The sequence below is a fragment of the Bordetella genomosp. 4 genome (genome assembly GCF_002261185.1).
GTDB lineage: Bacteria > Pseudomonadota > Gammaproteobacteria > Burkholderiales > Burkholderiaceae_B > Bordetella_A.
On the sequence record NZ_NEVQ01000013.1, the window covers coordinates 1,075,711 to 1,093,330 of the forward strand.

A 17,620-nucleotide genomic window follows, 5' to 3' on the forward strand; every position below is an offset into this window, starting at 1 on the left:
ATGCTTACCCTTCCTGGGATTGGGTCACGCCCAGTTGATTGATGGGCACGAGTGCCGTCTGAACGGTCAGGACATCAGCGTTGCCACCCATCGGCGGCAGGTTTTCGAGACGACGCACTTCATCGCGCGTCATGATCCCGTTGTTGACCATCGTGGATTCGTACTGAGCCCGAGCCGCACTATCCGCGCGTAGAAGCCCCTCAACGCTGAATTCAGCGTAGTAGCGGGTCTGGTCGTACGGGGCGAGCAGATCCTTGTTGATGGCCTGCTCTATGCGAGTCAGCCAGGGGCGCAGCGTGAACGTCAGAAAGCCGATCATCTGCTGCTCAATGCCAGTTCCCCAGCTGGTCGAGTTGCTCGTGTGCCCGACCATGTGAGGCGGAACCCTGAACCAACGGCAGAGTTCCTCCACGCCAAACTGCCGGGACTCGATCAGCTGGGCATCCTTCGGGTTGATGCCAATCGTCTTGGCGTCAATTCCGCCCTCAAGGACCGGCGACTTGCCTGCATTGATCGCCCCGCTGATGAGCTCGATCGATTTCCGGAAGTCGTCCCGTTGCTCCGGCTTGAGCACCCGGTCGACGGTGAACGCCACGGTCGGCGCCAGGCCCTTTTCGAAGGTGCTATTCGCAGCCGACGAAGCAGCCAGGGCGGATCCGAAAACGCTCGACCCGTATTCGATGACGCTTACACCCCAGTCACCATCCAGAGTGAAGCCTGGGATTCGAAAGATTCGGCTCTCGGGGATCTCCCTCTGTTCGCCGTCGCGCTCCGTGTAGCGAAACCGCCTATTCCCCTTGATGTCACGAGAAACTGTCAGCCGGCCTGGAACTAGAAACTCCAGAGCCACCAGCCGATTGCCGATGTACTTCTTCTCCGCGAAGCCATTCCCGCGCAGCAGCATTGAGGCTATCACCGCCTCCCAAAACACAGCTGCGGTCGAATCCGAGTTTGGCCGGGAATGGATGATCGTATAGATTGGGTGCCCATCGGCACTCACGCGACCAGCCCCCGACCGCATGTACAAGCCGAGCGGCAGCGTGGATATCGTCTCCGATATCAGGCGTGTACATGCCCATACCGTAGATAGCTGCAGGGCAGTCTTCTCGTTGACCTGCTGCCCGGCAGCGGAGACCCCGAATTGCGACCAGAAGTCAGCGTCAGTCAGGCCTATGGGCACCCCAAGCCAGTCCAACAGCGCGGCCCTGATGCGACCGGGCTTTGTCTTGGTTTTCATACGATGATGGGATCCCTGAGAAAGTCGGTGAAGTCGTCCTCGGCCTCAACGTCGACTGGCATGGCGCCCACCGCCATGGCGAGCGCCACCATGCCGTCAATGCGGCCTGACACCTTCGATTTCGTGAATTTCCTGTTTCCGGCTGGGTCCGACACCGCCACCGCATTGGCCGCGCACATCGTCAGTACCGGGTGATTGCCGTGGCGCAGCTTCTTCGCCAGCAGCTTGCTTTCCAGCTCGCGCAGCGCCGGGCTCATGGACACAAAGCCCTGACCGAACTCCACGAACCGCTCCAGCTCTTCTTCGTCAAACCCGACGCGCTCGAGCCAGGGCCTGAGAAACCGCATGTTGTAGCGATCAAAGGCAAGCGCCCGAACGTCGTAGGTATCGAACACCTCGCGTAGGTGATGGGCAATGAACTCGTACTCGATTGCCCGCCCGGGCGTCGTAAGCAGTAGACCGTCACCAGCCCACACGTCATACGGCACCCGGTCATTCCTGGACTTCTCTTCCAGTCCTTCCTCCGGCAGCCAGAAGGTCGGGTAAACGTCACCGGCCTCCGACACCAGAACCAGAGCCGTCAAGTCAGACACGCTCGATAAGTCCAGCCCGCCGTAAACCGTTTGTCCTCGGCAAGGCTCGGGCTGCGCCCCGTTCTCCTGCCAGATCGCCCTGGCGATGAACGGATTGCTTGCCTCTACCCGCTGATTCAGGATCAGGTTCCGGTAAGACGCCTCCCGGCTCGGTAGGCGCTTGGCATCGGCTGCCTGGCGCCTGACCTCCTCCTTATTCATGAAGTCGTCGTAGTGCGGGTTAGCCGCCCGGATCGCCTCTTCCGAGAACGGATCCAGATCGAGCGGTGCCGAGTGCAGCACCACCTTCTGCCTCGGGTCAGCGCCGGTCAATGCATCGTCGATCAGCAGGCTCAGCAGGTCCGCATCTGTCGGCGCCTGCGTGCTGATCACGATCGACAGCGGCGACTCCTGAGCCGCACTTGCTGTTTCCAGCGCCTCGTACAGTTCGAACCTGGGCCCGCGTACCTGGCCCAGCTCATCGTGGATCGTCAGTACCGGGCTCAGGCCGTAGGCCGTACTAGCCTCAGCCGACAGCGCCCGGTACAGCGTCCCCATTTCGGGGCAGAACAGTTGCTTGGCCGTGTCGCGGATAACCACGTACTGCGACAGGTCCGGCGACATTCGAACTACCTTCGCCGCCAGAGCGAACAGGATCGCCGCCTGCTCCCGCGACTGCGCTGCGCTGTAAAGCTGGCTGTTCGGTTTCGCCTCCGGACCGCACAGGTGGAGCAATAGCAGGAAGGCCGACAGCGCCGTCTTCGCGTTCTTCCGAGCCATGCTCAGAATGAACATCCGGGTCGGCGTGTCGTAGATCTGTTTGATCCACTTCCGCTGGTGCTTCGTCAGTTTGACCGGCTTACCTACCAGCTTCCCCTCAGGGATGCGGCAGTACTGCTCGATCCACTGGATGTTGCGGTCGCCACGCGTCAAACGTCGATCGGCGCTTCCCACGGCTTCCTTGCCCGCGCCTGACGAGCGTTCGCCCGTCCCGCGGTAGTCGGGTGATCCACCGCCTGCCGGGTGATGCGCAGCCTGGTAGCCAGCGACGACGCCGCTCGCCCTTCCCGCTCTTGCATCGCCAGCAGCCGGTCATACCGCTTCAGGCCGTCGTCATCCGCCAGCCAGGCGCGGTCAAAGTTCATGATTTCTTCGGCCAAGATCCGGGACTGCACGATATGACGGCAGTACTGCTCCAGAAGTGGGCCATGTGTCGGAGTGAAGGCTGAGGCCGGCTGATCGTTGACGACCTCCAGCCATACCGCGCGCTCCGCATCCGTCAGATGCACCGGCGCCGGCAGACGGTCGGAGCTGGCAACAGGCGCAACTTGGGCAACGACAGTCATTTCCGCTGTCGACTTACGGCCCCGAGTGCCCATTCCCTGTGTCCTTCGCTAACTTTTCGCTGAATCGTTTTCAGCTTTTTTATCCACGTTTATGAAAAGAAAGCCCCCCGCGCGGTTTTCGGGCCCCCATCGCTCAACTTTTGACCCGCCCCCTCCCGGATTTTCTCCGGAATCGAGCGGCCAACCGTCGAGCCCGATGCGGCATCGATACCGCCTACCCAGGTCCTCTGCTGTCTTGACCTCATGGCAGGCATGGCACAGCACCTGCAGGTTCTCGTCCTCGTTGCCGCCGCCCTTGTGGACTGGGGCAATGTGATCCAATTCGAATCCGCTTGGGTACTCAGTCAGATTCCTGCACCTGGCGCAACGTGGGTCGTGTGCCCATATCCTCAGTCTTGCCTGCTGAAGCCTTCTTCCTCTCAGCCGATCGTGGGGCTCTTGCTCTGTCACGACGCTCCCTTGCAGCCTGCTGCAGCTTCCTCAGCCAGGCTACCGCTTGCTCGCGTCGGCGCTGGCATTGTTCGCAGGGCATAACGGCCCACCAAAAAGAACGCCCCGCCGAGCAATGCTCAAAGCGGGGCGAGACCGGAAAGTAAGACCACAGACGCAACTACACAGCCTACGGGATTTATTCTGATTCAGTCCGGACAGTCATACAAGGTGTCCGGACAAAATAAATTCGGCCGGAACAACACACGGGATTTGATATCGCTCCCCCATCCAGTGCGACAGCTGCTTATGCGCCATTTCCAGCAGGTCGTAGTAGCGCGTGCGCGTCGCCTTCACCCGGTCTAGCTTTGTTTTGACCGGGCCCGGCCACACGTAATGCGCCACCACCACGACATGCGCCTCGGGGAACAGTCTGGCTATGTGCTCATCCACCTTGCGCAAGTCGTCATCGACCATCAGCGCATACGGGTCGGCACGCCGCTGCCCGTCGACTCGCATGCGTTGAAAGGCTGACTGACCAGGATAGCCGAGGCTGGAACGGTTCTCCCCCCGCTTCCACGCGCCCCACTCTCCCAGCAATACCTCGATATTCGACTTCACTTGGCCACACCTCCCACAAACTGACTACATTTCTTTCCATACGGCCGGCCCTTCAGGCACCGGGTTACCGTTTCCCCGAATGGCGTGAGCACTGGTTTCGCGTTGGAGCAGCCGGCACAACTGCGCTTGATGGCGGCCTGCTCGCGGCTGATCAGGATCGTCAGCGGGTCTTTAAGCTCCCACTTGCATAGCTCGGCTGTCATGACGCCTCCTGATTTCTGATCGGGTTGATAAACACCCTGACAAACCCCTTGGGCGCCATACCGCAACGCTCGATCGATAGCTTGTCTATGAGGCTGTCGTCCTCAATGACTCGGGCGTGCACCAGGCCGTCAAGCAATGCCTTGAGCATGTTGTCCAAGTCTCGACGGCGGCGGTCTGGCATGAATGCATCGATTGTTACGGCGACCCTCCCTCGGATCATCGGGACTCGATACCGGGCAGCGACCTCTAGCACGTCAGCGCGGTACACGCGCCCTTTCTCGCTGATCAAGGTGCGGCCGGCCAATTTCCCGCTGTTGGGGCTGCGCCAGTAGCTGTTTACGCTGGGCGGGAATGGGAGTTCTATAACGGTCATCGTCAGTCCCTCAACATGCTGAATTTCTTCTTGGGCTGGCTGGCCGCCAGATTCCGAGCCGCAGCCAATGAGTGCGGATCGGCATCAAGGAATCGTGAGTGCTGCCCCTCGAATACCAACGTCACCTCGCCCAACGGGCCCATGCGTTGTTTGCGAATCAGGATCTCGGCGTAGCCTTTGAGTGGGCTGTCCTCGTTGTAGTAGTCGTCGCGGTATGCCATCAGGATCACGTCGGCGTCCTGCTCGATCGCGCCAGATTCCCGCAGATCACTCATGATCGGGCGCTTGTTCAGCCGCTCTTCGACTTTGCGCGAAAGCTGAGACAGCAGGATGATCGGGCAACCGATTTCGCGTGCAACCAGTTTCAGGGCCCGGGTTATGCCGCCCAATTCCTCGTTGCGGTTCGAGCCATCCCCAGCCATGAGCTGCAGGTAGTCGATAACGATCAGATCTAGTCGTCCCTGGCGTTGCTTGATCTTTCTCGCTGCCAGACGAATGCGGGATGCGCTCGACAGGCTTGGGTCGTCGGCAATGATGAGTCTCTGGTCCTGTAGCCGCCCCAGTGCTCCCGTCAGCTTGGTGTAGTCGTCCTGGCTGAGTCGGCCTGTTCTCATGCGTTGAGTGTCAATCTCGCCAAAGCGGGCCACCGTGCGTTCAGCAAGTTGCGCGGCGGACATTTCCAGACTGATCACCAACGAAACACCACCAGCGACCGCAACGTTTTCCGCGATATTTACGGCAAACGTGGTCTTGCCCATCGACGGGCGTCCGGCGATGATGATCAGGTCGCCACTTTGCAATCCGCTGGTTTTCTGATCCATGTCAGCAAAACCTGTCGAGATGCCTGATACGCCACCCTTTTGATCCACTCGGGATTCCAGCGCGTTCAGAACGTCCGTCAACAGCTCGCCAATCGGCTGCGGATCGCGGCCTGCTTGGCGCTGATCAGCCAAGGCCATAGCCATGCTGGTGACTTTCTCGACCAGTTCAGCTGGATCCATGCCCTCGGCTGCCATCGCGGATATCTCATTGCCCAGTGCCTGAACGTCACGACGCACGCGGTGGGCGTGAACAATCTCAGCGTATCGCTTGACGTTGGCACTGCTCGGCACGCTGGTGGCGATGGAATTCAGGTACTCCAGTCCGCCTGCCTCGTTGACCTCGCCAGCCGATGACAAGCTGTCCAGAACGGTCAGCACATCGACGGGTTTGCCTTCGTTGAACAGCCTCGACATAGCGCCGAAGATCAGCCGATGATCGTGGCGGTAAAAATCGTTGGGAGCAAGCGCGCCATCAAGGCGGTCCCATGCCCCGTTATCCAGCATCAATGCCCCGATGACGGACTGTTCCGCACTCACAGAACTGACGGAAATCGGCGCCGTGGTCATGCCGCCTCCTTCGAATGAATTTTCTTGGCCTGAATGCCGACAGTCGTCAGACTGAAATGGCCTTCAGCGTTTGCGTACCAAAGCCGGTAATACCCCTTGGTCACGTAGTTAAGGAAATGCCTTCGCCAATCGGCCTGCAGACGCCGATCGTTCGCGCCGCCGGCCAAGTGCTCAGACTTGAAAACCTCCCACGCCAGTTGCACGAAATCCATCGGCAGGCCAGTACCGTCCACGTACTCCAGCAAGGGCTTGTAGCCGCTGATAGCCGTCTCGCCAGCCGTTCGGCATTGGTCGATGAAGGTTTTCAGGGTGCAACGCGCCTTGCGTTCCCGCTTGGGTTTGTTAGCCGAAGGCTCAACGGGCTCTTCACCCCCCGGCGGGGGGTTGGGGGGTGGTTCTTCCTTTCCTATTCCATTCCCTTCCTTTCCGTCAGTGACAACTCCATGAGTGTTCACTGAGTCCTCATTGAAAGCGGGCTCAGGAATGGCCGACTTCGATGGTCGGTTGATGATCTGGTGCTTCTTAAAACCCTTTATATTTAGGAACTTATCTCCATTCACTGAGTACTCAATGACTACTCCATGAGCAATCAACTCATCAAGTAAGGGTTGGCAATCGATGTTGTCAGCCGGGAATATCTGCATCTTCAGCTTCTTAGCTGAAGCGGCCAGATTGCCGTTGTCATCTGCAAAGTTCAGCATTCCGATGAACATCAACCGAGCACTCAGTGAGCACTCAGTGAGCTTTTCGTCCGTCCAGAAATCCGGCTTAATGGTTCTGATGCGCGCCATCACCGATCTCCTGCCAGCATCCGCTTGAGCGCTTCGGCCCATGCATGCACGTGCGGCGCCATAGCGCTACGCCGCTTTAACGTGGACAACTTACGCGCCTCTTTCATGGCGTCTTGATAGGCTTTCTCTTGGTTCGTCATGCCTGCCTCCGCAAGTACGCACCCAGCAGGCGCTGCATGTCAGACTCGGCCTCTTCTGGCCATTGCCGGCGCGCGCGCAACTGATCGCGGGTTTCTTGGAGCCACTGGATTTGATAAGCGGCTGATGTGGCTTTGTCGTACGCAGCGCCCTGGTCTAATTGGTGGTGGCACCCACGGCGCCCTAGTTCGTCACAGCACAGCGGAACCAGCAGCGCATCGGAGGCTTTTAAGCCCAGGCCTTTGCCCGCAGCCAACAAATTCAAATGTGCAGCCTGGGAACGCTTCGAGCGGCCGCAGCAGACGCAATTCAGCGCCGCGACGTTCATGCGGTGCTGACGGCTGCGGAACACGCTTTCAGGCTTACGCTCCGCTGGGCGCGCAAGATTCAATGCAGCCTCTACCTTGTGCCCCAGGCCTTTCGAGCGATCGGCCTTCGCGCGCTTTATGAAGACTTTGCGAACGAGTGAGCTATTCCACATTAGATGGCCCCTCCCAAGCTGGTCGGCGACCACTCGACGCCGCGCTCGTTTCCGAATGCGTGCGCGAGGTCGATCAGATCCGTCATTTCGCGCACGGTCATCTTGCTGGTGCGCTGGCCGAGCAAAACCATGCCGCCGTCGATTCCCAGCGCCATGCGCGTCTCGCGACGCAGGCCGGCGGTGAGAATGTCTTTGACTTCCTCTGCGGATACTTTGACCAGGGCGCCATTAACGACGAACTCGACCTGCTTGCTGATATCGGTCAGGATCGACCAGAGAAAGTCGTTTTGCGCCAGCGTGCGAGTGCGGGGCCTGATCTCAACCCGGTACCCGTCGGGCGCATTCGCGCAGGCATATGCGGCATTTCTGCGCACCTGAGGGCTGACCAATTGGAAAACCTGTTTGTCCATCAGCTTTTCCTCTTCCAAGTTTCCTGGCGAGCCTGCAGATACTTGAACGCTAAGCTTTCAATGGCTTGCTGCTCGCGTTGATCCACGACTACCGCGTCACTGGGAGCTAGCTGCAGATCGATCGCTGCCAGCAACTGGCAGACCTTCTCCACGTCCTCTTTCATCCGACTCACAGTGCTCGCCGATGAGCCCATGAAATCGGCCGCACGCTCCTGCGTTACCTCTGCAAGGCGCTGCAAGATCTCGGCATAAAGGCGTGCGCCGATCTTGCGTGTGATTTCAATCTGATCAGCAGATACTGCTTGCGTACTCATTTCTGAACTCGATTTAGGAATTAAAGAACGTGACTGAAACGGAAAAGCTTCTGACTGAAGCCCAGGACTTGGCCCTGCGGGCCTTTGAGTCGCCTACGCAGGAAACCGTGATGGAATTGATGCGCCGCCTGTGTGATGAGGCGGACCGTCTGCGATACGAAACCCCGGACGCTGACGATCGGGTGCTGCATTGACATCACGCCACCTCTTGTTGGGAGAGTTCGATATCGGAGCGCTTTCGAGACTCACGTTTATGGAGACGAATCAATCGCTGTCCGTCCGACCACTTCAGATCTCGATATCGACCTTTGAGAATGTCGGCTACCCACGACTGAGGCTTACCCCCCAGAGCGGCGGCGATTCGTGCCTGGGTCCAGCCCCAGGTTTGCATGTCGGAAATTAGGTTTGCCCAGTTCATGGGCCTAATTTAATCGCAATTGCGCTTATTATGCAAGCGCCATTGCGATCGAAACATCAATCACAATTGCGATATGAGCGAATTAGCATCCCGTATGAAACGCGCCAGGGCCGAGTCCAAGCTGTCACAAGCTGGGCTGGCTAAGCGCATTGGCGCCGGCCAATCAACTATAGCCAGCATCGAGAATGGCCGAAATAACGGCTCGGGCCGACTAGTCGATATTGCGAAAGCGCTTGGTGTGCGACCCGAATGGCTCTCCAATGGGGACGGGCCTATGTATGCAGTCGGTCGGGACGACGAATTAACCCCATCTTCTGAACCGTCGAAATCCTCCGTTACCATCGGCCGGTATGACACTGGCGGGAGGATGGGCGTGACCGGGATAGAGCTGAAAGATCAGCCGGGCGTAATTGAGAGTTGGCACGTCAGTAGGGAATGGCTGGAAAAGAACGTCCGTGGCTTTGCGGCCACAAATAGTTTGTGCATCGTTACCGGTTTTGGGGATTCCATGCGCCCCTTGTTTAACCCAGGCGATCCGCTGATTATTGATGCCAGCGTCAAGGCCGTGGAATTCGATGCGATTTACTTTTTCCGGGTGGGTAGCGAGGGCTTTATCAAGCGTCTGCAGCGCGTGCCCGGCAAAGGCTTGATAGCTATTTCTGAAAACTCAGCCTATCGGGACTGGGTGATTGATGAGTCTATGGATTTCGAGGTGTTCGGGCGTGTTCTGAAGGTCTGGCGCAGCGAGGATTTCTAATTTTTTCAGATCGATGTGACGAAATGAGACTTTTTTATCTATTGTTGCTATCGCCACTGAGTGCCTGTGTGGCCCCATACGAGGCCATGAAAAACAACCAGTACAGTCAGATCGATCCATCTTCGCCGCCGCAAGAGATCGTTGGCACCTGGACGGGAACTAGCGGGCCATACCTGATGACGATACGAGTTGATCAGGACGGTCGCGGCCTCTACTGCTCCAGCTGGCACACCAATGAATCCATCAATAACCTCAAATACTCCGGCGGGCGCCTGTATTTTCCGGATGGGATGACAATGACAGCCGCGACCGAAGGCGGTCAGCTAATTGCCTCCTATGACCAGAAAGGCGTGCCCCCTGTTCGGCTGAGTCGCGACGGGAATCTGGTCGAGGCGTCCCCATACTGTAAAGAAAAGCTGCGCTAACCCACCCCACCGAGAAGCTGATGAGTGGCGATGACTTGCTTATCCAGGATGCGCGGATTAAACTAAACTTGTTTAGCCGGCGCTTAGCGGCGCGCGGCAGTGAGTCTGATTGGTTAACCCCTTTCAGCGGCCCGCCTGAGGCGATTAGCAAGCTTTGGCGGGTGCCGATCCGGCCCCCCTTCATGGGGGGCTTTGCTTTTCAGAGACAAGAATGACAACAATTCCAACCGGAGTGAAAACCGGGCATGTGTTGATCTGTGATTTTGAGAGGGGATTTGTCCCGCCTGAAATGGTCAAGATCCGACCTGTTGTCGTTATTTCAAAAGCCAGCGTACATAGCCGTGGGCTTTGCACAATTGTCCCGCTATCCACGACGGCGCCAAGCCCCATTGAGCCATGGCACGTCCAATTAACCCACTCACCCCTGCCGTCCGAGTCTCAAGTATGGGCCAAGTGCGACATGCTCTATACGGTATCTTTCCATAGACTCAAATGGCCGCACAGGAAAGAGAACGGAAAGCGGGCATACATGAAGGCTCGCCTAGGGAATGAGGATTTAGATGCCGTGTTTGCGGGAGTAAGAGCATATTTGCCTGCACCCCCTGCCGTTGCGGCAAGCGCCGTTTCGGTGAATATTTCAGCGGTAAGCGTCTCTACCACCATCATCCAGAGTGAAATCCCTCCCTGGGAAGATATCTAGACTGCCCATTGCGCATCTGTCCAACCGCCCTCCCCGGGCGGTTTTATTTTGGGCTATTGGGAGAGGCAGGAGTCAATCGAGCCAGCCAGGTCGTGTAGCGACTCCACAATTTCAATGCCCGATCCGCCAGACCACGCCCCGATTGGGATAAATCCCATTTCAGGGGATCCCGACAAACGCTGGTCCATCTTTTCGAACAAATAGCTTCGTCCTTGCGGGGTTATGGATGCGTCCAGGGTATAGCGAACCAGAGTTTCGCTAGGGATGCCCAGCGTAGATTCATAGACGCGCAGGCCTCCCTCTGCTACAGCGCGCCTCTTGTCGTCAGCCATAAACCTGATTGGCTGGGCAGTGGACGGGTAGGCATTCACCCCCTTGGCGATACACAAAGGCAGTGCTTCTTTGTTTTTTGGCTCGGTGCCAGGAAATTGAAACTTTGCAGATGTGATGTATTCCTGCCCGCTGGAGCTTTTCGTGTAGGTAATGCCGTCATATTGGGCCAGCGACGGGTCTTTTCCCACTGCGCACCCAGCCAACATCAACGCCGTTCCCACGGCTATCAAGTTTCTCATCTCCGCCTCCGTAACAAATCAAGTCTGAATCGTACTCCATAAGACTCCCGTTCTGCCGCAGATACATTAATCGCATTTGCGCTTGACATATAAGCGCATTTGCGATTACAGTTCACCCATCGCATCCCAACCGCAGAACAGCCTAGGCGGAAGCCAGCTTAGTAACGGATCGGATGCGGGATTTCTCAGCAGTGCCGCAAGCCCATGCGTGTCCAGCAGTACCCGTCGAGACGGATCTAGCTGGAGAGTCGAAAGAGGAATGCCCAGCCGAGCTAGCGCAATCGGTGGACGCGATGAAGGGGTAGTAAGCGGAGAGCCCCTGAGCCGACAGAGCCGCGAGGCAGTGAGCAAACAGGAACCGTCTGGAGCTTACTGCCCGGAATTTATCCGTTAGGCCGTTCATTGAGCGCTGCCTGACGAATGAATTCGCCCCACAAATCACACCGGGGCACGTTCTTTGACAACTTGGGATTCAGGAGAGGGCGCAGCACGGTAGCCGTGCAGTGCGTAAACACTTCACAGCACGAGCGATGGACCAGTAATCCATGGACGCGGGAGTAGTGCCCCGCCCGGCGCGCCGCTGAGACGTGCCGGTAGCTCAGAGTGATCTAGGTAACCAACCCTAGCGCCTTCTTGAAGCAGATGCCAGTAGCCCTGAGCCGCTATTTGCGGGACGTGGCAAGGCGGAACCACTCAGGTAAACGCTGGTGCAGCTTCTGACAGCCGGGAAAGACCGGCGCCCTCCCCTGAATCTCACGTTGTCTTGATACGCCCCATTGGGTTGGGGCTTGGGAGATAACAGATGGACATCAAGACACTGGAAGCCCTCGGCGTAAGCGTAGAGGATTTGGCAGATCGAATCGTCGATCAAGCTGTGAGCGTTCTGCTCTCTAGTACAGGATTTGATCCTGATAGCGAAGAAGAATTCAGCTACGAATCCCGATTCAAACGCGAGATCGAAAAGCGTGTGCAGGAGTCAGTTGACGCCAAAATCGCTGCGCTGGCCGCTGAGCACTTGGTGCCTCGCGTTGGCGAAATGATCGAAAACGCCGACATGCGACAGACCAATCGCTACGGCGAGCCCGTCACGCCGAAGATGACGTTCAAGGAATATATCGCTGCCCGCGCAGAGACGTACATGACCGAGGACGTCGACCACAATGCCAAGTCCAAAGCGGAATCAGGCGACTCCTACAACTGGCGGGCTAGTGGTCCGCGCTTGACCGTGCTGATGCGTACATACATCCGCGAAACATTGGAGCAGCACGCCAAAGCCGCTGTGACCGATGTGAATAAGGTCATCGCCAAGAACATTGAGAACGCGGCCAAGGATGCGATCACGGCAGCCGCCCAGGCGATCAAGGTTACTGCGACAGCCTAACCCCACCGCCCCGGTCGGGGCTAGGAGACTGTTATGGACTATCCAGGCGAATTCAAAGTCAAGGCTGATATCCAGGCTGCCTCGCGTCATCGCCAGTGGGCCAGCGAGGCGACCGCTGATGCTTCGGTACCCACGGTCAGCGACGAGAAAACGGCGCATTGCATGGTTGCTCACGGCGGCGGCTTCATCAAATCGCTGGCCCGCACCTGGCAGCTTGCCGACCCGAACAACCGTGACCGTCTGAAGGCTGCATTTGCGCCTGAGTTCGTTCGGTATGCGCAGTTGGCTGAGTCGTTTGGCGAGGCCTGAGATGGAAACGATCGAGCGCCTGTACGCGACTGTTGAGGGCGTCTATGAGGTTCTGCAGGCTCCCTACAACTTCGACGTTGACGGCCATGACGGCGAGTGGTGGGCGCAATGCCTGCGTGACCGGGATTTCTTCGAGAACCTGAGCGACCAAGACCGTGCGGTGATGCTGGCTGGTGTAGCGCGTCTGCCGGTTACCAGCTGGTCGAAGGGCCTTCAAAAACAACTCAAAGCGGCCATCAAGGACGCGATCGAGGAATGGGCATGACTACGAAACACACGCCGGGCCCCTGGCACTGGACGCGATATTCAAGCGAGTACGGCTGCCTCGAGGATGAAAAGGGGCGGGATGTTCTCAGGGCTGTCTCGGGCATTGTTTATGACGAATACGACTCTGACCCGCCATCTATTGAGGTTGATGCGGCCGATGCGGATCTGATCGCCGCCGCGCCTGAGTTGCTTGAGGCCCTTCAAGCGCTAGACGCCCTTCGCGGGCCATTTTCCCCTACGGATGAGCGGATTAACGAGGCATGGGCAAAAGCCCGTGCCGCAATCGCTAAGGCCACCGGAGAGCAGCAATGACCACCATCTACATCCTACTCGCCCTGTACGTCGTGCTGACCATCGTCATCGCCTTTTCTGGTGACTGGTTTTACAGCAACACCTGGGATCTGGACATCGCTGGCTACGCCGCCGTACTCGTCGCCCTGGTAGCGCTCTCCGGCGTACTCGGCCCCACCCTAGATAGCGAGCCTATTGCCAAGGATGGCCGTGGGACTGCTTATGCGGCGAGACAGCAATGAAGGCCGAAGACGCCTATGCACCCGGCCTCCCCGACCCATATTTGCGTGCCCAACGTGGCCGCTCTGTAGCACTCATAGCAACCGATCAATCAGGAGCAATCGATGAGCACCGTGACGATGATATTAGGACAGTCTGGCACCGGCAAGTCCACCAGCCTACGCAACCTGGACCCCGAGCAAACCTTGCTGATTCAGGCGATCAAGAAGCCGCTGCCGTTTAAGTCTGGCGCATGGAAGATGGTCACCAAAGAGAATCCCCAAGGCAGCATCTTTGTGTGCGATATGGCGGCCACCATCGTCGGAGCCATGAAGCGCACCAAGCGCAAGGTCATTGTGGTTGATGACTTCCAGTATGTGATGGCCAACGAATTTATGCGCCGCAGTGCTGAGAAGGGATTCGACAAGTTCACCGAGATCGGCAAGAACGCGTGGGACATTCTGGCCGAAGCTGCACGCCTCCCTGACGACGTTCGGGTGTATGTGCTCTCCCATGTCGAAATTGCCGATGACGGTCGTACCAAGATCAAGACCATCGGCAAGATGCTGGACGAAAAGATCACGCTGGAAGGCATGGTTTCCATCGTCCTCAAAACCGTGGTGCAAGACGGACAGTACTACTTCGCCACCCGCAATAACGGCAGTGACACCGTTAAGACCCCCATGGGCATGTTTGACGCGGACATGATCGACAACGATCTGGCTGCCGTCGATACCGCCATTTATCAGTACTACGACCTCACCGAAGCTGCTTAATCAGGAGCCAGCATGTACGCACTCGACCCCAATGCCGCCAAGCAGGCGGAAAACACCGGCTCACGCATCACCGAGTTGGGCAAATACAAGGGCCAATTTACCCGCGCCCAGCACATCGTCAGCAAGAACACCGGAACGATGGGCATCGATTTTGATTTCGTGAGCGAGACAAATCAGCGCGCACGGTTCTCCATTTATACGCAGAAGTCCGACGGATCGACCATCTACGGCTACAAGCAACTGATGGCGATGATGACCTGCCTGGGCCTGCGCAACTTGGCAGAGCCGAAATACATCAAGGCAAAGATCTATGACTTCGATCTGAAACGCGAAGTCGAAACCGAGGTAGAGCAGTTCGCGGAATTGCTGGGTAAGCCGATTGGCCTGCTGTTCTCCATGGAAGAGTACGACGACGGCAAATGGCGCCCCAGCCTCTCAGGCGTGTTCCGCGCATCGGATGAGTTGGTTGCGTCCGAAATTCTCGACCGCAAGACCCAGCCCCAACAGCTCGCCAAGATGGTCTTGGCCCTCCGTGACAAGCCGTTCCGAGGATCACGTGGCGGCTCGATCGATGAAGGCAATCGCGCCCTGGCCGCTGCCGGCGGGGACGACGACGATATCCCATTCTGACCCAGAGGTTATCCATGACCGCGATCACACTCTATCAACTGGCCGCTGAGCACAGCGCTGCGCTCGAGCAACTGGCGGATATGGACCTACCGCCTGAAGTTGTAGCCGACACGCTGGAATCACTCGGCGGCGAACTGGAAACTAAGGCGCAAAACGTCGTGGCCTTCATGCGCAATCTGGAAACGACTGCTGCAGCGATCAAAGAGGCCGAGAAAAGCATGGCCGACCGCCGCAAAGCCATTGAGAACCGCGTCGAAGGGCTCAAGCGCTATGTGCTGGAAAGCATGGTGAATAACAACATTCAGGTCATCGAATGCCCGTTGTTCAAGATCAGCATTGCCAAGAACCCGCCCGCTGTGGAGATCGAGGACGAGCGCTTGATCCCGGCTGACTACTTCACCAGCCCGCCGCCACCCCCGCCCCAGTTGGACAAGACGCTGATCAAGAAGGCGATTCAAGACGGCTTCGACGTTCCCGGCGCTCGCCTGCGTCAGGGTGTGCGCCTGGCGATCCGCTAACCCCTTCGGGCGCCCGCCAGCACAAGCGCTTGGACAAGCATTGCGCAGCGGGTGGCGCGCCCGCCCTATTCCGAGACTGATATGACAACGCAACGACTCACGGCAGACAAGGCCCGCGACATTGCGCGAGCCAAAGACCCATCTTTCGCCGTGGACACTATCCTGGCTGGCGTCGAAAAGGCGGCTCGAGACGGCAAGTATGAGTACATCACGCGGGAGTTCGGGTTTGGCGACGGAAGTTGCTACACGAACGAAGACAAATACTCAGAACTCTGCAAGGCCATTCTCAAGGAACTGCGAGGGCTAGGCTTTGGCGCGATCGTCGGTAGCAATTGCGGGCAATTTGTCGATCTGTGGCTGTCAGTCACGTGGAGCAATGTTAAATGAGCAATCCTCACCGCAAAGCCCGGCGCAATAAGCGCTATCGCCCGCGCGAGATCCGCACCCCAATGATTGTCGGCACTGACCTCGTCCTGCGCTCGCTTGAGGCCATCGTTGACCGTCTTGAGATCGACGGCACCGTAGGCGTAGACGGCAAAGGCAATCCCGTGTTCCAGGCCGGTGATGGCGAGTGGTATGACGCTGCCGGCGCGATCGAGGGTGTGCACAAGCATTTCGACATGTTCGCCACCAGACACAAGCTGACGTTGCCGCTGGATTGCTTGCGCGAGCTGAGCATTGCTTTCCGCTATTGCGTACCGGTGCAGCAGAGCACGATGCAAAAGCTGCGCACCTCTTTGCCCGCGCTACGGCGTGCCATGTCGATGGCCGATCCCGATGAACAGGTCGATCTGCTGCGCCAGACGCAGATATGGTCTGAATTGCAATATGCCGAGGCTGCCGCATGAAATCATTTATAGAGATACCCGTTGAAGATCTTCGTGCAATGTTCGAGTACTTACCGGATACCGGTGACTTAATTTGGAAATGCGATCGGCAAAAGAAATTCACTGGCTCGAAGGCAGGGCATGTCGAACCTTCCGGGCATTTGCGGGTTGGAATCCGCGGACGCTATTACCTAGTCCATCGAGTCTGTTGGGCGATCTACCACGGGTCTTGGCCAGAGCAGTTTATCGACCATGCCAACGGAAAGCCTGACGACAATCGGATCGTGAATTTACGTCAAGCGACTAGATGGCAAAACAACTCGAATCAGAAACTGAGCAGAAAAAACAAACTTGGCCTGAAAGGTGTCCATTTTCATCGAGTTACTGGCAAGTACGCAGCCAAGATAAAGCATCGAGGGCGCTCGCGGCATCTTGGTGTTTATGTGACGCCGGAAGAGGCTCACGAGGTTTATAGCTTGGCGGCAGAAATGCTGTTCGGTGACTTCTGTCGAGAAAGCTCCGCCCCATATGGGTGCGCTGAGTTGGAGCATGCAGCATGATCTGTCTAGGAAACCTGACCATCGAGCAGATGGAAACCCGCTCCGGCGTCGAGTTCCCCGCCGAGTTGAAGGAATACCTGGCCGTTCGCCATCAGCCAGCGGCATCGAACATCGCCGCAGGTAAGTGGCATTGCTTTGATATCCCGTTCCAACTGGTATGCGGAGATATGGAAACCGCTCAGACGGTGTACGGCCATCTGTCGCCGCTGTCCGCGTCGTTCAAAGAGCCGCTTCAGATCGGAGTCCAATCATGACCACCACAACGAAGCCTATGGACGATGGGGGGCCAGCTTTCCCATGGGGCGAGTACGGATCGCACTTGGGCGGCATGTCCCTGCGCGATTACTTCGCCGCCAAGGCGATGCAGGGCCTAGTCACAGCTGAAGACCCATGGCGGGGTTACGACTATAAGCCGGTGAATGGGCTCACCATCCCTGAAAACGACGCTCGCCTGGCATATCGGATCGCAGACGCCATGCTGAAGGCACGCCAGGAGAATAGTAATGAATAACGGTTTCTGGGATCTGCCTGCTGATGAGCGCGCAGCCATCATGGAGCACGCCGCAGAACGAGGTGGAGTAGATAACTTCTTCGACCTGGACCCGGATGAGCGCGCGTGGGCCTACGACTGGGAGCATAACGATGACCGTTGACACACAAAAGCTG

The 17,620-nt window shown here is 57.7% G+C and carries 32 protein-coding genes; 18 read left to right on the plus strand and 14 right to left on the minus strand.

Translation table 11 applies throughout. From position 1 onward, the window contains the following. Positions 1-4: 4 nt before the first annotated feature. The 13 genes from CAL20_RS15240 to CAL20_RS15295 form a co-directional block, all read right to left on the minus strand. Positions 5-1,237: a phage portal protein gene (locus CAL20_RS15240; RefSeq protein ID WP_094838262.1), complete on the minus strand. Its 1,233-nt coding sequence runs from the start codon at positions 1,235-1,237 to the stop codon at positions 5-7. Continuing rightward, positions 1,234-2,742 carry a terminase large subunit gene (locus tag CAL20_RS15245; RefSeq protein ID WP_256981516.1) on the minus strand — a complete coding sequence of 503 codons (1,509 nt, stop codon included), beginning with the start codon at positions 2,740-2,742 and terminating at the stop codon, positions 1,234-1,236. Before CAL20_RS15245 ends, CAL20_RS15240 begins: the two co-directional genes overlap by 4 nt. Then, positions 2,739-3,155, minus strand: coding sequence for a hypothetical protein (locus CAL20_RS15250; protein ID WP_256981517.1), 417 nt, complete (start codon positions 3,153-3,155; stop codon positions 2,739-2,741). Before CAL20_RS15250 ends, CAL20_RS15245 begins: the two co-directional genes overlap by 4 nt. A gap of 48 nt (positions 3,156-3,203) precedes the next feature. Then, the gene (locus tag CAL20_RS15255; protein ID WP_179266676.1) at positions 3,204-3,605 is read right to left on the minus strand and encodes an HNH endonuclease; all 402 of its coding nucleotides are present in this window, start codon (positions 3,603-3,605) and stop codon (positions 3,204-3,206) included. Between the two features lie 201 nt (positions 3,606-3,806). Beyond that, a complete protein-coding gene (locus CAL20_RS15260; RefSeq protein WP_094838266.1) occupies positions 3,807-4,205 on the minus strand; it encodes a hypothetical protein in 399 nt (132 codons plus the stop codon). Beyond that, entirely contained in the window at positions 4,202-4,408 is a 207-nt protein-coding gene (locus CAL20_RS15265) for a hypothetical protein (protein WP_094838267.1), read from the minus strand. The genes CAL20_RS15260 and CAL20_RS15265 overlap by 4 nt, the downstream gene beginning before the upstream one ends. Next, complete coding sequence (locus tag CAL20_RS15270) at positions 4,405-4,782, minus strand: RusA family crossover junction endodeoxyribonuclease (protein ID WP_094838268.1); 378 nt, start codon at positions 4,780-4,782, stop codon at positions 4,405-4,407. Before CAL20_RS15270 ends, CAL20_RS15265 begins: the two co-directional genes overlap by 4 nt. Positions 4,783-4,784: 2 nt before the next feature. Then, positions 4,785-6,170 carry a replicative DNA helicase gene (gene dnaB, locus CAL20_RS15275; RefSeq protein ID WP_094838269.1) on the minus strand — a complete coding sequence of 462 codons (1,386 nt, stop codon included), beginning with the start codon at positions 6,168-6,170 and terminating at the stop codon, positions 4,785-4,787. Then, complete coding sequence (locus CAL20_RS15280) at positions 6,167-6,961, minus strand: hypothetical protein (protein WP_094838270.1); 795 nt, start codon at positions 6,959-6,961, stop codon at positions 6,167-6,169. The genes dnaB and CAL20_RS15280 overlap by 4 nt, the downstream gene beginning before the upstream one ends. Further along, positions 6,961-7,101, minus strand: coding sequence for a hypothetical protein (locus CAL20_RS25635; protein ID WP_179266677.1), 141 nt, complete (start codon positions 7,099-7,101; stop codon positions 6,961-6,963). The genes CAL20_RS15280 and CAL20_RS25635 overlap by 1 nt, the downstream gene beginning before the upstream one ends. After that, positions 7,098-7,580: a hypothetical protein gene (locus tag CAL20_RS15285; RefSeq protein WP_094838271.1), complete on the minus strand. Its 483-nt coding sequence runs from the start codon at positions 7,578-7,580 to the stop codon at positions 7,098-7,100. Before CAL20_RS15285 ends, CAL20_RS25635 begins: the two co-directional genes overlap by 4 nt. Further along, entirely contained in the window at positions 7,580-8,008 is a 429-nt protein-coding gene (locus tag CAL20_RS15290) for a recombination protein NinB (RefSeq protein WP_256981519.1), read from the minus strand. Before CAL20_RS15290 ends, CAL20_RS15285 begins: the two co-directional genes overlap by 1 nt. After that, positions 7,990-8,304, minus strand: coding sequence for a CII family transcriptional regulator (locus tag CAL20_RS15295; RefSeq protein ID WP_094838273.1), 315 nt, complete (start codon positions 8,302-8,304; stop codon positions 7,990-7,992). Before CAL20_RS15295 ends, CAL20_RS15290 begins: the two co-directional genes overlap by 19 nt. A 29-nt stretch (positions 8,305-8,333) precedes the next feature. Here CAL20_RS15295 and CAL20_RS25640 point away from each other — a divergent pair, with 29 nt between their 5' ends. The 4 genes from CAL20_RS25640 to CAL20_RS25890 all read left to right on the plus strand — a co-directional run bounded on the left by CAL20_RS25640 (position 8,334) and on the right by CAL20_RS25890 (position 10,604). After that, complete coding sequence (locus CAL20_RS25640; RefSeq protein WP_179266678.1) at positions 8,334-8,498, plus strand: hypothetical protein; 165 nt, start codon at positions 8,334-8,336, stop codon at positions 8,496-8,498. A 297-nt stretch (positions 8,499-8,795) separates the two neighbouring features. Continuing rightward, positions 8,796-9,479 carry an XRE family transcriptional regulator gene (locus tag CAL20_RS15305; protein WP_094838275.1) on the plus strand — a complete coding sequence of 228 codons (684 nt, stop codon included), beginning with the start codon at positions 8,796-8,798 and terminating at the stop codon, positions 9,477-9,479. Positions 9,480-9,502: 23 nt separating this feature from the next. Beyond that, entirely contained in the window at positions 9,503-9,904 is a 402-nt protein-coding gene (locus CAL20_RS15310; protein WP_094838276.1) for a J517_1871 family lipoprotein, read from the plus strand. Positions 9,905-10,115: 211 nt separating this feature from the next. Then, a complete protein-coding gene (locus tag CAL20_RS25890) occupies positions 10,116-10,604 on the plus strand; it encodes a type II toxin-antitoxin system PemK/MazF family toxin (RefSeq protein ID WP_094838278.1) in 489 nt (162 codons plus the stop codon). A 53-nt stretch (positions 10,605-10,657) separates the two neighbouring features. On the opposite strand, the gene CAL20_RS15325 is transcribed toward CAL20_RS25890, so the two are convergent. After that, the gene (locus tag CAL20_RS15325; protein WP_094838279.1) at positions 10,658-11,176 is read right to left on the minus strand and encodes a hypothetical protein; all 519 of its coding nucleotides are present in this window, start codon (positions 11,174-11,176) and stop codon (positions 10,658-10,660) included. An 802-nt stretch (positions 11,177-11,978) separates the two neighbouring features. Between CAL20_RS15325 and CAL20_RS15330 the strand changes: the two genes are divergently transcribed. The 14 genes from CAL20_RS15330 (at position 11,979) to CAL20_RS25645 (ending at position 17,607) form a co-directional block, all read left to right on the plus strand. Next, positions 11,979-12,557 (plus strand): hypothetical protein, encoded by a 579-nt coding sequence (locus tag CAL20_RS15330; protein ID WP_094838280.1) that lies wholly within the window; start codon positions 11,979-11,981, stop codon positions 12,555-12,557. Between the two features lie 33 nt (positions 12,558-12,590). Further along, a complete protein-coding gene (locus CAL20_RS15335; protein WP_094838281.1) occupies positions 12,591-12,866 on the plus strand; it encodes a hypothetical protein in 276 nt (91 codons plus the stop codon). A gap of 1 nt (position 12,867) precedes the next feature. Next, entirely contained in the window at positions 12,868-13,131 is a 264-nt protein-coding gene (locus tag CAL20_RS15340; protein ID WP_094838282.1) for a hypothetical protein, read from the plus strand. Then, positions 13,128-13,445 carry a hypothetical protein gene (locus CAL20_RS15345; RefSeq protein WP_094838283.1) on the plus strand — a complete coding sequence of 106 codons (318 nt, stop codon included), beginning with the start codon at positions 13,128-13,130 and terminating at the stop codon, positions 13,443-13,445. Before CAL20_RS15340 ends, CAL20_RS15345 begins: the two co-directional genes overlap by 4 nt. After that, positions 13,442-13,666: a hypothetical protein gene (locus tag CAL20_RS15350; protein WP_094838284.1), complete on the plus strand. Its 225-nt coding sequence runs from the start codon at positions 13,442-13,444 to the stop codon at positions 13,664-13,666. The genes CAL20_RS15345 and CAL20_RS15350 overlap by 4 nt, the downstream gene beginning before the upstream one ends. 102 nt (positions 13,667-13,768) lie before the next feature. Next, entirely contained in the window at positions 13,769-14,419 is a 651-nt protein-coding gene (locus CAL20_RS15355; protein ID WP_094838285.1) for an AAA family ATPase, read from the plus strand. A 12-nt stretch (positions 14,420-14,431) separates the two neighbouring features. Beyond that, a complete protein-coding gene (locus tag CAL20_RS15360) occupies positions 14,432-15,049 on the plus strand; it encodes a hypothetical protein (RefSeq protein WP_094838286.1) in 618 nt (205 codons plus the stop codon). Positions 15,050-15,063: 14 nt separating this feature from the next. Further along, positions 15,064-15,567: a siphovirus Gp157 family protein gene (locus CAL20_RS15365; protein ID WP_094838287.1), complete on the plus strand. Its 504-nt coding sequence runs from the start codon at positions 15,064-15,066 to the stop codon at positions 15,565-15,567. Between the two features lie 81 nt (positions 15,568-15,648). Continuing rightward, entirely contained in the window at positions 15,649-15,954 is a 306-nt protein-coding gene (locus CAL20_RS15370; RefSeq protein ID WP_256981521.1) for a hypothetical protein, read from the plus strand. Continuing rightward, entirely contained in the window at positions 15,951-16,415 is a 465-nt protein-coding gene (locus tag CAL20_RS15375; RefSeq protein ID WP_094838288.1) for a hypothetical protein, read from the plus strand. The genes CAL20_RS15370 and CAL20_RS15375 overlap by 4 nt, the downstream gene beginning before the upstream one ends. Further along, positions 16,412-16,954, plus strand: a complete 543-nt coding sequence (locus CAL20_RS15380; protein ID WP_094838289.1) for an HNH endonuclease — start codon at positions 16,412-16,414, stop codon at positions 16,952-16,954. Before CAL20_RS15375 ends, CAL20_RS15380 begins: the two co-directional genes overlap by 4 nt. Continuing rightward, positions 16,951-17,208 carry a hypothetical protein gene (locus CAL20_RS15385; protein WP_094838290.1) on the plus strand — a complete coding sequence of 86 codons (258 nt, stop codon included), beginning with the start codon at positions 16,951-16,953 and terminating at the stop codon, positions 17,206-17,208. The genes CAL20_RS15380 and CAL20_RS15385 overlap by 4 nt, the downstream gene beginning before the upstream one ends. Then, positions 17,205-17,465 (plus strand): hypothetical protein, encoded by a 261-nt coding sequence (locus CAL20_RS15390; protein ID WP_256981524.1) that lies wholly within the window; start codon positions 17,205-17,207, stop codon positions 17,463-17,465. Before CAL20_RS15385 ends, CAL20_RS15390 begins: the two co-directional genes overlap by 4 nt. Further along, positions 17,458-17,607: a hypothetical protein gene (locus tag CAL20_RS25645; RefSeq protein ID WP_179266680.1), complete on the plus strand. Its 150-nt coding sequence runs from the start codon at positions 17,458-17,460 to the stop codon at positions 17,605-17,607. Before CAL20_RS15390 ends, CAL20_RS25645 begins: the two co-directional genes overlap by 8 nt. Positions 17,608-17,620: the final 13 nt, after the last annotated feature.

Bases quoted from the DNA above. Each gene is read 5' to 3' on its own strand.
- CAL20_RS15240 (WP_094838262.1), bottom strand. From the start codon at position 1,237: ATGAAAACCAAGACAAAGCCCGGTCGCATCAGGGCCGCGCTGTTGGAC.
- CAL20_RS15250 (WP_256981517.1), bottom strand. From the start codon at position 3,155: ATGACTGTCGTTGCCCAAGTTGCGCCTGTTGCCAGCTCCGACCGTCTG.
- CAL20_RS15265 (WP_094838267.1), bottom strand. From the start codon at position 4,408: ATGACAGCCGAGCTATGCAAGTGGGAGCTTAAAGACCCGCTGACGATC.
- CAL20_RS15270 (WP_094838268.1), bottom strand. From the start codon at position 4,782: ATGACCGTTATAGAACTCCCATTCCCGCCCAGCGTAAACAGCTACTGG.
- dnaB (WP_094838269.1), bottom strand. From the start codon at position 6,170: ATGACCACGGCGCCGATTTCCGTCAGTTCTGTGAGTGCGGAACAGTCC.
- CAL20_RS15280 (WP_094838270.1), bottom strand. From the start codon at position 6,961: ATGGCGCGCATCAGAACCATTAAGCCGGATTTCTGGACGGACGAAAAG.
- CAL20_RS25635 (WP_179266677.1), bottom strand. From the start codon at position 7,101: ATGACGAACCAAGAGAAAGCCTATCAAGACGCCATGAAAGAGGCGCGT.
- CAL20_RS15285 (WP_094838271.1), bottom strand. From the start codon at position 7,580: ATGTGGAATAGCTCACTCGTTCGCAAAGTCTTCATAAAGCGCGCGAAG.
- CAL20_RS15295 (WP_094838273.1), bottom strand. From the start codon at position 8,304: ATGAGTACGCAAGCAGTATCTGCTGATCAGATTGAAATCACACGCAAG.
- CAL20_RS15305 (WP_094838275.1), top strand. From the start codon at position 8,796: ATGAGCGAATTAGCATCCCGTATGAAACGCGCCAGGGCCGAGTCCAAG.
- CAL20_RS15310 (WP_094838276.1), top strand. From the start codon at position 9,503: ATGAGACTTTTTTATCTATTGTTGCTATCGCCACTGAGTGCCTGTGTG.
- CAL20_RS25890 (WP_094838278.1), top strand. From the start codon at position 10,116: ATGACAACAATTCCAACCGGAGTGAAAACCGGGCATGTGTTGATCTGT.
- CAL20_RS15325 (WP_094838279.1), bottom strand. From the start codon at position 11,176: ATGAGAAACTTGATAGCCGTGGGAACGGCGTTGATGTTGGCTGGGTGC.
- CAL20_RS15330 (WP_094838280.1), top strand. From the start codon at position 11,979: ATGGACATCAAGACACTGGAAGCCCTCGGCGTAAGCGTAGAGGATTTG.
- CAL20_RS15335 (WP_094838281.1), top strand. From the start codon at position 12,591: ATGGACTATCCAGGCGAATTCAAAGTCAAGGCTGATATCCAGGCTGCC.
- CAL20_RS15340 (WP_094838282.1), top strand. From the start codon at position 12,868: ATGGAAACGATCGAGCGCCTGTACGCGACTGTTGAGGGCGTCTATGAG.
- CAL20_RS15345 (WP_094838283.1), top strand. From the start codon at position 13,128: ATGACTACGAAACACACGCCGGGCCCCTGGCACTGGACGCGATATTCA.
- CAL20_RS15350 (WP_094838284.1), top strand. From the start codon at position 13,442: ATGACCACCATCTACATCCTACTCGCCCTGTACGTCGTGCTGACCATC.
- CAL20_RS15355 (WP_094838285.1), top strand. From the start codon at position 13,769: ATGAGCACCGTGACGATGATATTAGGACAGTCTGGCACCGGCAAGTCC.
- CAL20_RS15360 (WP_094838286.1), top strand. From the start codon at position 14,432: ATGTACGCACTCGACCCCAATGCCGCCAAGCAGGCGGAAAACACCGGC.
- CAL20_RS15365 (WP_094838287.1), top strand. From the start codon at position 15,064: ATGACCGCGATCACACTCTATCAACTGGCCGCTGAGCACAGCGCTGCG.
- CAL20_RS15370 (WP_256981521.1), top strand. From the start codon at position 15,649: ATGACAACGCAACGACTCACGGCAGACAAGGCCCGCGACATTGCGCGA.
- CAL20_RS15375 (WP_094838288.1), top strand. From the start codon at position 15,951: ATGAGCAATCCTCACCGCAAAGCCCGGCGCAATAAGCGCTATCGCCCG.
- CAL20_RS15380 (WP_094838289.1), top strand. From the start codon at position 16,412: ATGAAATCATTTATAGAGATACCCGTTGAAGATCTTCGTGCAATGTTC.
- CAL20_RS15385 (WP_094838290.1), top strand. From the start codon at position 16,951: ATGATCTGTCTAGGAAACCTGACCATCGAGCAGATGGAAACCCGCTCC.
- CAL20_RS15390 (WP_256981524.1), top strand. From the start codon at position 17,205: ATGACCACCACAACGAAGCCTATGGACGATGGGGGGCCAGCTTTCCCA.
- CAL20_RS25645 (WP_179266680.1), top strand. From the start codon at position 17,458: ATGAATAACGGTTTCTGGGATCTGCCTGCTGATGAGCGCGCAGCCATC.